This is a genomic window from Microbacterium sp. (assembly GCF_035277845.1).
Classification (GTDB): domain Bacteria; phylum Actinomycetota; class Actinomycetes; order Actinomycetales; family Microbacteriaceae; genus Microbacterium.
This window is the reverse complement of the sequence record NZ_DATEJS010000226.1, coordinates 1-15,264: the sequence shown is the minus strand read 5'-3', so window position 1 is coordinate 15,264 and position 15,264 is coordinate 1. Positions and strand designations below refer to the sequence as shown.

The 15,264-nt window shown below is 72.6% G+C and carries 1 protein-coding gene; it reads right to left on the bottom strand.

Annotated features, from left to right (window positions below; genetic code table 11):
• Positions 1-15,264: hypothetical protein (locus tag VJR25_RS09850; protein WP_324114798.1), on the bottom strand; the 15,264-nt coding region annotated here is incomplete at both ends.

The following is a 15,264-nucleotide window of genomic DNA, read 5'->3' as shown; positions in this document are numbered from 1 at the left end:
CGTGCCGGTCAGCCGGATGATGAGCTGCTGCGCGCCCGAGCCCGCGGCGAGGGCGGTGCCGGCGAGGAACAGCGTCTGGTCGCCGAACACGTGCGCCGTGGTCAGGGTCTGGCCGGCGAGGGTGATCCGGCCGGAGCCGTCGCGGCTCGCCACGGTGTAGGTGGCGCCGTCGGCGAGGCCGATGCCGACGGGCGCGAAGGCCTGGACAGCGCTGGACTCCGGCGGCGCCGAGATGTGGATCGGCGTCACGGTCGAACCGGTCGGGCAGGAGGCATCACCGGCGTGACCGACCGAGTCGCAGTAGGTCGCCGCGAGGCGGATCGTGTAGGCGTCGATCCGGATGACGTAGTAGGTGGCGCCGACCGTCAGCTCCGGGATCTTCTGCGCGGCGTCGCTGATGCGGTAGGTGACCGCCTCGCCGGACTGCAGGTTGTGGTCGGAGAGGGTCACGGCGTGCGTGTTCGGGTCCACGTTCACAGTCGGCAGGTAGACGTTGTACGCGGTGCTGTCGTCGCCGGTGACGTGTCCGCTTCCGTCGACGTTCACATCCACGGCGTGGTTGCAGTACGAGCAGGCCGGGTGCGAGCCGACGGCGGGGATGCCGGGGCCGTGCGTGAAGGTGGAGGCGGGCGCCGAGCGGTAGGTCACCTTCTGGCCGACGGTGAACGAGGTTCCGGAGATGAGGTTGCCGCTCACCGCCGAGGTCTGGAAGACGGCCGCGGCTTGCAGAGCGTCCGCCTGGGTCGTGTACAGCGCGACGGTGTACGGGTCGATCACGCGGACGTAGTAGACGCCGCCGTTCGTGAGGCCGATCGACGAGCCGTGCGCCGCGTCGTAGCGGTAGATGAGCGCGTCGCCGTTCTCGAAGTGGTGCGGTCCGCTGAAGCGCAGCAGCCCGCGCGCCGTGTCGACTCCCGATGCCGTCGGGGTGAGGCTGAGCGCGTCGATGGATGCCGCCGCCCAGGTGACGCCGAACGCCACGTGGTCGGGGTCGGGGGTGCCGTCGACGGCCGTCGGGATGACGACCGAGTAGGTGTGGCCGTTGCGGAGGCCGCCGATTGGTGCGCTCGACTGGTAGAGCACCTGATCGCCCGTCGACAGGCCGTGCTGCGGGAACAGGACGGTGTCGTCCGGAGCCGCGCCGCCGTCGACGTTGAGCCCCACGATGTCGTCCGTGAGCGCCGCGCCCTGCGGGTCGGCGAGGGATTCGGCGTCCAGGATCACCGTTCCGCCGGCGATGATCGTCGTGCCGGGGCCGAAGTGCGCGTCGACGGTCGGCTGCGAGGTGGCGTCCGCGGCGGGCAGGCCGACGTTCGCGATGCCTCCGCCCACCACCTTCGCCGTGCCGACGGCCTGTGCCCGGTGCGAGATCGCGGTGACGGTGAGCCCGTTGGTCGCCGCGGTTCCCAGGACGACGTGGACGCCGCCGCCGAGGTAGGCCTGCACGGTCGGGTTCGCGGTGGCGGATCCGATCGCCGAGCCGATGGTGAGTCCGATCGATCCGGCGCCGGCCTTGGCGCCGCCCCCGGCGACGGCGGCGTCGTCCGCGGTGACCGCGAGCGACGCGGGTCGGCCGGAGAGCGTTCCGACGGTCGCACCTGCGGCGACGGACGCGGAGACGCTGCCGCCGACGGTGCCGATCGCCTTCATGTCGGTGCCGGACCCGAGGATGCCGCCGGCGCCGCCGGTCACGTTGGTGAGCGCGAGCGCCCCCCGGTCCGCGTGCACCGTGATGGCGGTGCCGGCGCTGTGGATGTTCGTCGTGCCGGCGAGGAACGCGGCATCCGCCCCGTCGATGTTTCCGGTCGCCGAGACCACCGAGGCTCCGACGCCGAGGGCGACCGACACGACGAACAGCGCCGTCGTCGCCGCGTCCGTGGCATCCGTCTTCACGGTCAGCTGGCTCGCCGAGACGAGCTCGCCGCCGAAGGAGGCGCTGCTGCCGCCGTGGTCCTCCGCATCCGATCCGATCGCACCGACGCTGGCGCCGAGCGATGCGTTGACGCTGCCGGTCGTCGCCTGCACCGTGTTGCCCTTGGTCACGCTGACCATGGCGGCTCCGGTGAGCGTCACCGTGCTGTGCGACCCGACCGCCGCGGTCACGACGGCCGAGCTCTCGATGGTCGCCGTCGACGAGTCCGCCCCGACCCCGGCGAGACCGCCGATGCTCAGCATGTCGGTCGTGGTGGTCGCGCTGTTCGTGCCGTTCGCGGTGACCGAGAGGGATGCCGCGTGCACGCTGCTGTCGACGGATGCGGTGGTCGCTCCGGCGACGTCGGCGGTCGGCACGCTGACGCCGACGCCGAACAGGCCTCCGCCTGCGCCCATCTGCGTGTGGGTGATCGCGGTGTTGTGCGAGGTCGCCCCGAAGGTCACCGCGCCCGAGCTGGTGATCGTGCGGGCGCTGCCGGCGTACACGGCGAGGGCCTCGACCTCGGCGGCCGAGCGGATCTGCGCGTCGGCGATGCTGACCGCGACCCCGCCGAGGCCGCCGGCGTCGACGACCAGCAGCTCGGAGTCGGCGCGGTCCGTGCCCGTCGCCGAGACCGCGACGCCGGCCGAGCTCGTCACGCTGCCGTCGAGCTCGGCGCGCACCGCACCGCCCAGGGATGCCAGCGCGGCGAAGATCGCCCCCGATCCCAGCAGCGCCCCGGACAGCGACCGGCCGATCGCGACGGCCTCGTTGCGGTCGCCCGACGTCGTCTCGGCGGTGACGTTCAGCTGGCCCGCGGTGGTCACCGATCCCGTCGAGGTGACCTGAGCCTGGATGTCGGCGCCGTCCGAGACGGTGGCGACGGCGACGCCGACGCTCAGGCCGATGCCCGAGATGCTCAGGATGTCGACCTCGGCATCCGCCTTCTTCACGCCGGCGGCGTGCACGGTCACGGCCGAGGCGCCGCCCACGGTGCCGCTGAGCGTCGCGGTGGTGTGGCCGCTGACGGTCGCGATCGGGATCATCGCGGCGATGGCCGCGGCTCCGATCACCGCTCCGGGGGTGAAGGCGGACGCGACATCCGTGGCCGTGGACTCGACGTCCACCGCGCCCGACGTGGTCACGCTCCCCCCGAGCTCGGCCTCGGTGCTGCGCTCCTGCGTGGCCACGACGAGCGTGAATCCCACCGACAGCCCGCCGCCGACGGCGATGTTCACCGCGGTCGGGGCCAGGGCGCTGCGGGTGCCGGTCGCGGACACCGTGACGCCGGCCGAGCCGATCGTCACGGTCCCGTGCGCGAACGATGCCGCGCGCGTGGTTCCGCTGTCGTCGACGACGGTGACGATGCCGCTGAGCGCCAGGCCCGCGCCGGCGACCACTCCGACGGCGAGGATCGTCGGGGTCACGTCGTCGGTGGCCTCCACGTCGATGCCGCCGATCGCGCCGCCCGAGCCGATCGCCACGGTGCCGATGAGGGCCTGCGTGTCGCCGCTCAGCTCGATGACCGAGACCGCCGCGCCGGCGCCGGCCGCCGCGAGCGTGATGCCGATCGCGTAGGCCGCGAGCGTCCGGTTCGCGGTGGCATCCACCCGCAGCAGCGTGCCGGCGGTCGGGATGACGGCGCCGTCGTCGATGTGCGCCTTCTGCGAGCTCGAGTCGGTGAGCACGACCACCTGGGCGCCGATGGCGATGCCGCCCAGCGCCCCGGCGACGCCGATGTCGGTGACGTTCTCGTCGTCCTCCGCGTGCACGCCCACGGTGCCGGCCGCGCTGACGGAGGCGCCGTTGTAGATGCCGGCGTCGACCGCATCGCCGATGGACATCACCGTGATCCCGGCGCCGAGGGCGCCTGCGCCGCCGGCCACCGCGCCGGCCAGCGCGAACACGTCGAGGTGCTCGATCGCCTTGACCTGCACGTCGCCGCCGAGCGAGTGCACCGACCCGCAGACCGCCGAGGCCGTGCCCTCGGGTGCGTGCGACGGGTCGCAGGCGACGGGGGCCGCGACGGTGGCGCCGAACTGGTCCTGCGTCGGGGTGCTGTCGGAGTACGAGCCGTCGAGGCTGGTGCTGCCGTTCTGCCCGGCCTGCGCCACCTGCAGCTGGTAGTTGTCGTCGGCGAGCTGCCAGTCGGCGGTGTCGACGTCGGGGGTGCTCCCCGAGGTGAAGTCGGCGAGCGCCTCGTAGTGGTGCCCGTTGTAGCTGACGAGGTCGCCCTGGTGGTACGCGTGCGCGGTGACGAAGGGAGTCGAGGGGTCCTGCGGTGCGCCGGACAGCGCCCCCTTCCACCCGTCGCTGACGCCGTACCAGAGGTTGCCCGCGGCGACATGGCCGGAGCCGTCGACGGCGTCGGGGTTCGGGCCGCCCGCGGAGATGTCCGCGGTCGCCTGGTAGGTGTGGCCCCGGTAGGTGACGTAGTCGCCCTTGCTGTAGCTCGCGGCGGAGCTGAACGCCGGGGCGCCCTGCCCGCTGCCGCCGCCGGCGGCGATGGAGTCGGCCTGGCCCTTGGCGTCGGTGCCCTGGCCCTGGGTGGCATCCTGCGGCTGGTCCTGCTTCCAGTACGAGCCGGATGCCGGCGTCAGGCCCGTGCTGTTCTGCTTGGCGATCCAGGTGTGGCCGCCGTAACTGACGACGTCGCCGCTCGCGTAGTTCGCGGTGCTGCTCCAGGCGCCCCGGTTCGGGCCGTGGTCGTCGGCCGAGTAGGTGGCGTTCGGCGCGGTGCCGACCGACCACACCGAGACGGCGCCCGCGACGCCGACGAAGCCGCCGCCCACGCTCACCGCGTAGGTCTGCACGTGCTTGATCGACAGGGCGTTCACGCGCACCGTGCCATTGGCCCAGACGTCGGTGCCGGAGGCCAGCATCCCGAGCACGCTGATCTTCGCGACGCCGATGTCGACACCGCCCGCGACCCCGACGAATCCGCCGGCCACGCCGCCCGCGAAGGTCAGCGAGTCGAAGTGGTCGGTGCCGGAGACGTCGACGCCCTGCCCCGCGGCCACCCCGGCGATGATGCCGCCGCCTCCGGCCTTGCGGTTGACGGTGGTGCCCGACGCGACGAAGGCCTGCGTGTCGACGGTGAAGATCGTGACGCCCACGTTGCCGGTGACCCCGACGGCGCCGGCCGCGACGCCGGCGACCAGTCCGAACAGCTTCTCGGAGGAGTCCGCCTGCACCACGAGGCCCGGCACGGTCGTGGTGCCGAACGACGAGCCGCCGACGCTGCCGCTGTCGGCCCCGGCGAGACCGGCGCCCTGCCCGAGGGAGACCACGACGTCGTTCGCGCCGAGGTAGGCGCGGGTCTGCTTGGAGACGACGGCGACGTCCACGCCGACCCCGACCCCGACGTACCCGGCGGCGATGCTGGCGGTGATGAGCAGCAGTTGGGTGGTGCTGCCCGCGATGACGCCGACGCTGCCGTTCGCCCGGATCGTCGTGCCGGTGCCGGTGAACGCGTCGGTGTACTCCTTGATCACCGAGACCCCGACGGTGCCGGCGACGCCGACCGTGCCGCCCGCGGCCGCGGCGTTCACGGAGACGACCGTGTCGCTCGCCGTCGCGCGCACCTCGACGTTGTTCCTCGCGTTGACGACGGCGCTGTCGCCGATCGAGGCGTCGTCGTGCAGTTCGACGACCCGCACGGCGGCGGAGGCGCCGACGCCCGCGGTGCCGGCCACCGCGATCGAGGCCGCGATGCCGAGGGTGCGGAAGTTGTCGACGGCCGACACCAGCACCGACTGGCCGGGATCGGCGGAGGGGTCGTTCGTCGCGCAGGCGGCGTCGGCGGCGGCGCAGTCGATGTGCGCCCCGTTCCCGATCGTGGCCGTGGTGTGCACGGTGACGACCGCGACGGAGCCGGAGAGGCTGACCGCGGCGGTGCCCGCGCCGCCGGCGGCGACGCCGATGGTGGAGATGACGTCGCTGTTGGATGCCGTGACCGCGACGCCCTGGAATCCGCTGCGGGTGGGCGACGTGACGGTCTGCGGTCCCTGGTCGGCGGCGTTGCCGGCGGGGAGCATCCCGGCGGGCACGAAGCTCTGCGAGCGGCCGGTGCCGGTCGAGGTGAGGTTCAGGATGTGCACGAAGCCCGCGCCGCCGATGCCGTCGTCGCCGCCGTAGCTGACGCCGCCGCCGTTCTTCGGCGAGCTCTGGCAGATGCCGTCCGCCCCCTTGTCCACGCCGATGGCGTCGCAGTAGGTGGCGGCGATCTGGAAGTGCAGGGGGCTCGGGTCGACCACGTAGTAGGTGGCGCCGTCGACGAGGCCGCCGATCGCGGTGCCTCCGCCGGCGCTGTAGACCACCGGGTCGCCGGCGGCCGGCGCGTGCCCGGACGGCCAGTCGTAGGGCAGCACCACATAGTCGCCGGAGGTGCTGACGTCGTTCGGTGCCGAGAAGCGCAGTGAGGTGTCGGATGCCACGCCGGGCTGGTCGGTGGGCACGAAGCGCTGGTTCTCGCCCATGCGCGCTCCGGCCGGCAGCGACAGACCGCACACGAGGTTCGGGTCTGCGCAGGTCGGGTTCGCCGGGGGGCCGCGCATGGTGTACAGCCGGATCTCAGTGGCGGAGACGGGGATCACGTAGTAGGTGCCGCCGTCGGTGAGGCCGGTGATGGGCGCGCCGCCGCCCGCGTCGTACACCACCTGCTGGCCCAGCTGGAAGCCGTGCGCGTAGCCGAGGTTGATGGTCACGCCGTCGCCCTCGAGGCCCTGCCCGGTGGGCAGCACCGGCGGCGCACTGCCGGCCGGGTAGTCGTGGGCGATGCCGCGCGGGTCGAAGCGCGGGTCGGTGCCCGCGGTGACGTACGACCCGGCGTTGACCGTGCCGTCGGTGATGTGGGTGCCGGCGCCGAGCGCGGTGACGGTGGCGCCGGCACCGATCGTGGCGTCGGTGTTCTTGGTGACGACCGGCACCGCCACGCCCGCGCCGACGGCCGCGGTGCCGCCGACCGAGACGTTGCCGGCCAGCACCATGAGGGTGAGCTGCTCGTCGGCGGACACGACCACGTTGCCGCCGGCGCGCACGTTCGCGGAACCGCCGATGGACGCGTCGGTGCGCACGTCGATCACGGGCACGGCCGCGTTCACGGTGACCGCCGCGGTTCCGCCGCCGCCGAGCCCCACGGAGATGGACTTGACGTCCTCCGACGAGATCGCCTTCGTGACCACGTCGCCGTTGGCGCGCACGGTCGCAGAGCCGCCGATCGACGCGGTCGTGGTCTTGTGGAGATCCTCGGTGTCGACGCCGATGCCGACGCCGGCGGTGCCGCCGACGGCGAGCGCCCCGGCGAGCGCGAGGACCGTGGTGGTGTCCTGTGCCTGCACGGCCACCACCTGCGTGGGTGCGGCGCTGGAGTTCGTGCAGCCGGCGCCCGTGCAGTCGATCGTCGCGGAGGAGCCGATCGACGCCGTCGTCACGTCGGTGAGCACGTCGACGACGACCGATCCGCCGACGCCCGCGGTCTCGCCGCCCGCTCCGGCGACGGCCATGATGAGCAGGTTCACCTCCTGCGTGGCGCCGACCGAGACGCCGGCCGCGGCATCCCCCTCGACGCCGGCCCCGGTGCCGATGGTGGCCGTGACGGTGCCGTTGCGGATCAGGATCGCGACGGACGCCCCGATGCCGGTGCCGCCGGTCGAGACGGCGACGTTGCCGGAGAGGATGCTGAGCTTGTCTGCCGTGTCGGAGGCGGTGACGGCGACCTTGCCGTTCGCGTGCACGGTCGCGCCGGTGTCGATGGTGGCGGCGACGGCGTGCGTGCCGGGGTTCAGGATGATGACGTCGACGGTGCCCTGGATGGCGGCGCTGCCGGTGCTGGCCGAGGCGCCCGCGGCGACCTCGGTCATCACCTCGGTGGCGGTCGCCGACACGGTGACGTCGCCGCCGGCGGTGACGTCGGCCTGCGACCCGATGCGGGCGCGCACGTCCTTGGACACGACGTCGACGACGACGGATCCGCCGACCGACGCGGAGCCGAGGCTCAGCGCGACGGAGCCGGCGACGTTCACGATCGTGGTGTGGTCGGTGGCCGACACGTTCACGGACTGACCGGAGTCGCCGGTGGCGGTCTGGTTCACCTGGGCGCCGTCGCCGATGGTGGCCTCGGTGTCGAACGAGAAGACGTCGACGACGACCGTGAGCGACACCGCGGCGCCGTCGCCGCCGGCCGCGCCGCCGACGGCGACCGACGAGAGCGCCGGCAGGTAGCCGTCGACCTTCGCGATGCCGGTGACCGGGGCGAGCGGGGCGAACGTGTCGTTCGCGGTGACGGCGAGGGCTCCCGCCGCCTGCACGGTCGTGGGCGAGGCGAGGGTGGAATCGATCGTGGCGATCGTGTTCACGTGGGTGAGGATGTTGACCGCGAACGCGCCGCCGACGCCGGCGCCGCTGGTGGCGAGTGCCCCGGTCAGTGCCAGGTTCAGCAGCCGCAGGTCGGTGGTCGCCGCGACGGTGAGGTCGCCGGTCGAGGTGAGGGTGGCTCCCGCGGCGACCGTGGCGCTCGTCTCGAGATCGAGCACGTGGATGCCCGCGGAGCCGGCCACGCCGGCATCCTCCTTCGCGGCGGCCGCGGCGATCGCCCACACGATGAAGTCGTCGTGCTTGCCGGTGGGCGTGATCGCCTGCACCGTGATGCCGTCGCCGGTGACGGTGCTGTCGCCGATGGCGGCGGTGTTGTGCATGGTCTGCACGTCGAGGGAGACGGCCGCGCCGATGCTCGTGTTGTTGTTCAGGTCGGCGGCGATGCCCGTGGCCTTCGTGGTGGAGCCGGTGAGGTCGGAGGCCGTCACGTCGACCTCGCCGCCGGTGGCGGTGATCGTGACGCCGTCGGCGATGTCGGCCGTGTTCGCGGCGGACACCCAGTTCACCGCGATCGCCGCGGCGATGCCGGTGCCGCCGCCCTTCTGGCCGGACTTGCCGGAGCTGCTGCTGTTCGCGCTCTGGGTCTCGGAGTTCGAGCTCGGCGTCGTGCTGCCGCTCGTGGCGCCGGACGCGGACGGGGTTCCGGTGATCTGCTGGTTGCTCTTGGAATCCGCGCTGCTGTCGGTCTTCTTGCTGGAGTCGTTCTTGTTGTCCTGCGTGCCCTTGGCGCTGGCCTTCGTCTCGGCATCGGTCGACACCTCGCTGGTGGCGTGGATCTCGGCGGAGTCCGCGTGCAGCGACCGGGCGACCTCGGCAGTGGAGCCCCAGTCCAGCACCACGTTGATGGCGACGACGGCGCCGATCGCGACGTTGCCGCTCGCGGCATCCGCATCTCCCTTCGCGGAGTACTCGGACGTGTGATCCGCCTCGACCTTCACCGCGCCCGTGGCGGTGAGGGTGCCGGTCGCGGTGCCGAGGCGCGCGACGACGTGGTCGTGGTTGGAGATGGTGAGGGCCACCGCAGGCGTGATCGCGGGGTCGTTGCTGCCGGACTCGGTGCCGGCCTTGGTCTCGGTCTCGACCTGCCGGAACCCGGTGGCGTCGATCGTGACGTCCGCGCCGCCCGCGACGGTCGCGCCGTCCTGCACCTCGGAGCGCACCTGGTTGTGCACGGAGTCGAACATGAAGTTCATCGCCACCGCGGCGCCGACGCCGACGGCATCCCCGACCTCCGCCTTCGCGGAGGCATCCGACACGTCGCGCTCGTTGCTGCGGCTCGACAGGGTCAGGTCGCCGGTGGTGAGGGTGACGTGCGCGCCGGATGCCACCACCGCGGCGGTGTCGTTCTGCACGAGGTTCAGCGACACGGCGCCGGCGACGCCGACCGACGACGGGTCGCCGGAGACGCCGGCCTCGGCCTGCGCGGTGACCTCGTGCTCGTCGAGGCGGAAGATCTGGTCGGTGGTGGGCGACACGGGAAGCGCCGTGCCGTGCGCGAAGGGACCGGCGACGACGTTCCAGGCGTGCCCGCTGGAGGAGAACCGGTACAGGCCCGCCGCGTGGCCGAGACCGTCGGCGGCGGTGAGCTCGTAGTAGTCCTTGTCCTTGGGGCCGCCGGTCGGCAGCTTCGCGCCGGAGTCGGAGGTGCGGTACACCCACTGCGTGCCGTCGTACTGGTACAGGCTCCCCTGCGGGTGGCCGTCCTTGGCCTTGTCGAGGATGAACCAGGCGTTCGTCGCCGGAGAGGCCGGGAAGTCGGCGCCGTCGGCCGGCACCGTGCTCGTCGGGCTCTGCGCGACCCAACTGCCGCTGGAGTTGTACTCGTAGACGCCCTTGTGGTTGCTGCCGTCGTCGGCGGTGAGCACGAAGTACACGCCCGCCGACGGGCCCGGAAGCTGCTTGCCGCGGTCGATGACGTCCCAGCCCGTGCCGTTCCAGTGCCGCAGCACCGCGTGGTTGTCCGGGTCGGCGATGTCGGTCATGCCGGCCGCGAGATCGAGTCCGGTGGCGACGACGGTGGATGCCCCGACGGTGGCGTGGTTGGTGATGTCCACCGAGTTGACGCCGACGCCGACGCCCACCCCCACGCTCGCCTTGGCGGTGCTGTCGCCCTTGCCGTGCGCCGAGGAGGTGGTGTTCGCGGTGCTGGACAGGGTCAGCGTGCCGGTGTCGGACGTGATCGTCAGGCCGTCCGCGACGGTGGCCTGGCTGACGGTGGTGACGATGTTGATCGCGAGCGCGGCGGCCACCGAGAGCGAGGAGGATCCGCTCTGCGACTTGCCGTCGGCGGTGCCGTCCTTCGGCGTGCTCGTCTTGCCGGAGTCCTTGCCGTCGGCGTTGTTGGCGGCCTGCGTGGTGTTCGCGTTCTTGAGGTTGTCGTCGGCCTTCTTGTTGGTGTCCTGCCCGTCGTCCTTCGCGCCGTTCGCGGCGGCCTGCGCCTCGCTCGTGGTCTGCGACCAGCCGGAGGCGGAGAACCCGATCGCACCGTGCGCGTGGAGGCTGCGGGCGGTGTGCGCATCGACGGTGTGGTTGACGATGGCGAGGGCCAGCGAGATGCCGATGCCGGCGGTGCTGCCGACCCCGGTGTCTCCGTTCGCGGTGGTGGTGACCGAGCCGGTGAAGGTGGCGTTCGCGGAGATGGCGCCGGTGACGGTCACCAGGGGGCCGGCCCCGAAGGCCGCCTCGGACGATTCGTTCGCGATCGATACCGCGACGGAGGGAGTGACGGTGACTTTGCCGCCCTGGCCACCCGCATCGGTCTCGTTCGTCAGCGCATCGGCGTTCGAGGAGGTGAGCGTGATGTTGCGCGCGCCGGTGACCGGGGGTCCGTTGGCCGGGGTGCCGGTGATGTCGAAGCCGGTGAAGACGTCGTTGTCGACGAGGTTGAGGCCGACGGATGCTCCGATCCCGACGGTCGCGCCGCCCTCCTGGTCGGAGGTCGCCGAGGTGTGGCTGCTGCCCGACGAGGTCGCGGTCATGGTGAGGTCGCCGAGCCCCGTGATGGCGATGCCACCGGGGCCGCCGAGTGCGATGGCGTGCACCTGTGCGGTGGTCTTCTCGTTGACGAGGTTCATGGCGAAGGAGCCGGCGAGCCCGAGCGTGCCGTCCGAGCCGGATGCCCCGGAGGTGGCTTCGGCGTCGATCGTGTGCTTGCCGTCGGGCACGGTGTTCATCGTCGCCGCGAGGGTGACGCCGGTGGCGGCGGTGACGGTGCTGCCCGCGCCGATGGAGGCGTCGTTCGTGATGTTCACGAGGTTGATCGCGACGCCCGCGCCGATCGTGAGCGACGATCCCGTGGTGGCCTTGCCCGACGCGATGGCCTTGGCGTGCGTGGTGTTCGTGGTGGCGAGGGTCACCTGGCCGCCGGTCGAGGTGATGGCCTGGCCGTCCGCGAGCCGCGCCGTCGACGACGAGTCGATGAGGTTGAACGCGATGGCCGCGGCGACGGTGATCTTGGAGCCGCCGTTGTCGCCGGTCGATGCGGACGGGGTGGTCGTGCGACTCGCGGAGCCGCCGTTCGCGGTCGAGGTGCTGCTCGCGAAGGATGCCTGCTTGTCGCCCTTCTGGTTGACGTTCGACGTGTCGCCGCTGGGGTCCGAGCCGGACTTCTCGCCCTTGGCGCCGGCCGCGCTCGCGGTGGCCTCCGTGTCGGTGTCGCTCGAGCCGTTGGCGCGGAACGCCACGTTGCCGCCCGCCGTCACGGTGCGCGCGGTCGAGGAGTCGACGTCGTGCGTGGCCAGGGTGAGGGCGACGGCCGCGCCGATGGCGAGGTTGCCGCCGTCCGTGGCCCCGGTCGCGGTGGTGGCGGCCTTGGCGGTCTGGTCCGCCTGGGCGTCGACGGCCCCGGTGCCGGTGAGGGCCGCGCCGGTGCCGAGCCCGGCCGACGTGGCGATGTTGTCGACGTTCAGCGCGACCACCGCGGTGAGCACGAGGCTGCTGCCGCCGGAGGCGCCGCTGGTGGCGGTGGTGCCGCTGTCGCTCGTGCCCTTCGCACGCAGCGTCAGGGCGTGCACGCCGGCCAGCGTCGCCCCGTCCGTGACCCCGGCGTTCGTCGTGTCGTTCACGATGTCGATCGAGACCGAGGCCCCGACACCCACCGAGTTGCCGGTGCCGTCCTTCTTCGAGGTGGCCGACGTGCGATCCTTCACGTCCGAGGTGCCGGTGAGGTTCAGGTCCCCGTTGACGGTGTCGGTGCCGCGCACCTGCGCATAGGTCTTCAGCACGACGACGTTCACCGCCACGGAGCCGGCGACGCTGACGCTGTCCCCGCCACTGCCCGCCGCGCCCGAGACGGCGGTGGCGCCGTACTGCGACTGTCCGCCGGATGCCGGGGGCACCGCCTCGACGGTGACGGTCTGCGCGTTCAACGTGGCGCCGGTGCCGAGGTAGGCCTCGGTGGTGAAGGTGGCGACATCCACCGCGACGCCGACGCCGACGCTGCCGTTCGCCCCGGAGCCGTCGGCGTTGCCGCCCGAGGCGTTCGCAGAGTCGACGTTCGCGGCGCCCGCGTGGATCTTCTGCGTGCCGCCGGTGGTGGTGACGGTGAGAGTGCCGGATGCCGGCGCGATGTAGGCGTGCGTGCCGCCGGTGAGCACGACCACCGCGAGCGCGGCGGTGAGTCCGACGTTGCCGTCCGCGGTCTTGGAGTTGCCGTTCGCGCGGCTCGGGTCGTTGGCGTCCTTGTCGTTCGCCGAGGCGCCGCCCGCGCTGGTGTTGGCCGTGGACGCCGCACCCGCCGTGCTGTCGGCGGTGACCGCGAGGTCGTTCGCGGTGATCGCGGTCGGCGACGTGGAATCGATGTGCGCGTCGGTGTTCTGGTGAACGAAGACCACCGCGATGCCGGCGCCGTTGCTGGCGGCGCTCGCGTCGGCGGTGGCCGCGACGGCGACGTCGTTGACGGCGGCGAGCGTGGCGTCTCCGGTCGAGCCGAGGCTCGCGGTGCCGGTGAGCGCGGTCGTGGCGGTGCTGAAGACGGTGACGGTGGCGACGGCGGCATCCTTCTGGGCGGATCCGTCCGCACCGGTGCCGTTCTGGTTCTTGCCGGCGTCGGCGCCCGGGTTCGCGGTGCCGTTCACGTTCGCGGTGGAGGTGAAGGTCATGGCCCCGCCGGTGATGCGGGCCGCTCCGCCGACGGTGACCGTGGCGGCGGTGTCGAAGACGAGGTTGTCGGTGTACTTCTCGTTCGCGGTGAAGGTCGGCACCGTGGTGGTCGCCGCGATCGTGACCGGACCGGTGACGTCGATGGTGCCGTCGGTGATCGACACCGCGGCGTGGTCGTGCACGACGATCCCGTAGAACGAGTCGGGCGTCACGGTCGACGCGGCGGACGCCGTGAGGCTCGCGGCGTGCACGGTGGCGTTCGTGAAGCTGATGGCGGTGTCGGCGCAGTGCGTCGCGAGGGTGCCGTTGCCGAGGCATCCCACGACGCTGGAGATGCCGCCCGTGACCGTCTGCGACGCGGTCAGCGACACGGCACCCGCGGTAAGGGTGAGCCCGCTGTCGAGCAGGATCTGGCGGAAGGCGACGTTCAGGGCCGCGGCGGCGAGATCCACGGTGCCCTGGATGTGCAGGATGTCGTTGCCCGTGCCCTGGATGGTGAGCGACGTGCCCGGCGCGTTGAAGTCGGTGGTCTCCATGCCGTCGCAGGCCATGCGCAGCTGGCCGGCGGTCGGCGCGTCCGACAGGGTGCAGGTGTCGTCCGCCGAGCCGAGGTCGAAGATCGCCGCGGTCGCCGTGCCGGAGTTGGTCATCGGCGCGATGTCCGCGTAGACCACGGTCGTGCGGTCGAGCAGCATCGTGCCGGAGTGGCGGTCGACGGGCAGCGACTGCATGCGCGTGTTCACCCCCGCGAAGGCGAGGGTGTTGTATCCGGCGCCGCCGTCGAAGCGCACCGTGATGGCCGGGTCCACCGTGCCGCGGTCGACGATCAGCGTGTCGTCGTGGCCGCCGACGACGTCGATCTCGGTGATCGCCGCGAGGGTCTTCTTCTGCGTGCCGGCAGCGGAGGCGAAGGTGACGGTGCCGTCGGAGTGGAACGCCAGGGTGCCGGTGCCGGTGGCGAGGTGCACCACCCAGGCGCCGGGTGCGGCCGGCGCCTGGGTGGACGTGGGTGCCGTCGGTGCGGTGGGAGCCGAGCCGGTGGACGTGGTGGTGGTCGTTGATCCGGTGCTCGCGGTGCCGGTGCTCGCAGTGCCGGTCGTGGAACTGGTGTCCGTGGAGCCGGCGGTGGAGCCGGCGGTGGTCGACGAGGTCGTGGCCGGCGAGGTCGTGCTCGTCGACGAGCCGGAGGACGGGGCGGACGTCGTGTCGGCGGCGCTCGAGCCGGTGTCGGACGCCGTCGAGCCGGTCGCGCTCGTGCCGGTCGTGCTCGTGCCGGTCGTGCTCGTGCCCGTCGAGCTCGTGGTGGTGGAGGAGGTCGTCGGCGTCGATGACGTGGCATCCGTCGCTGAGGCATCCGTCGCTGTGGAACCGGCCGGGGCCGGGGCGGGCAGCAGCGCGGCGTCCACCGGGTAGCTCTGGCCCGCGGCGAGGGTCGGCGTCATGACGGTGTCCGCGGTGTGGCCGAGACCGAGCACGTGGCCGAGTTCGTGGCGCACCGCGGTGATCAGGCTCATCTGCCCGCCGTCGACGTCCCAGCCCCAGCCCGCGGCGGTCGCGTCGATCACGACGGCGCCGCTGTTCTCGCTGCCGAGCCAGCCGCTGTCGAGGGTGCCGACCGTGGCGCTGAAGCCGGTGAAGTCGGCCTGCGGGTCGACGGCCTGCCACTCCGACTTCGCTTGCGCGACCGCGGTGTCGAGCTGCGTCTGCGTGAGCGCGGCGGATGCGTCCACGGATGTGGCCGGCAGGGCGGCCGCCATCAGCGGCTGCGGTGTCGTGCCCGCGTCACCGCCGGTCGAGTCCGTCGAGCCACCGGTGGATCCGGTGGAACCCGTGCCGCCGGTGGACCCCGTCGAACCCGTGGATCCGGTGTCACCGGT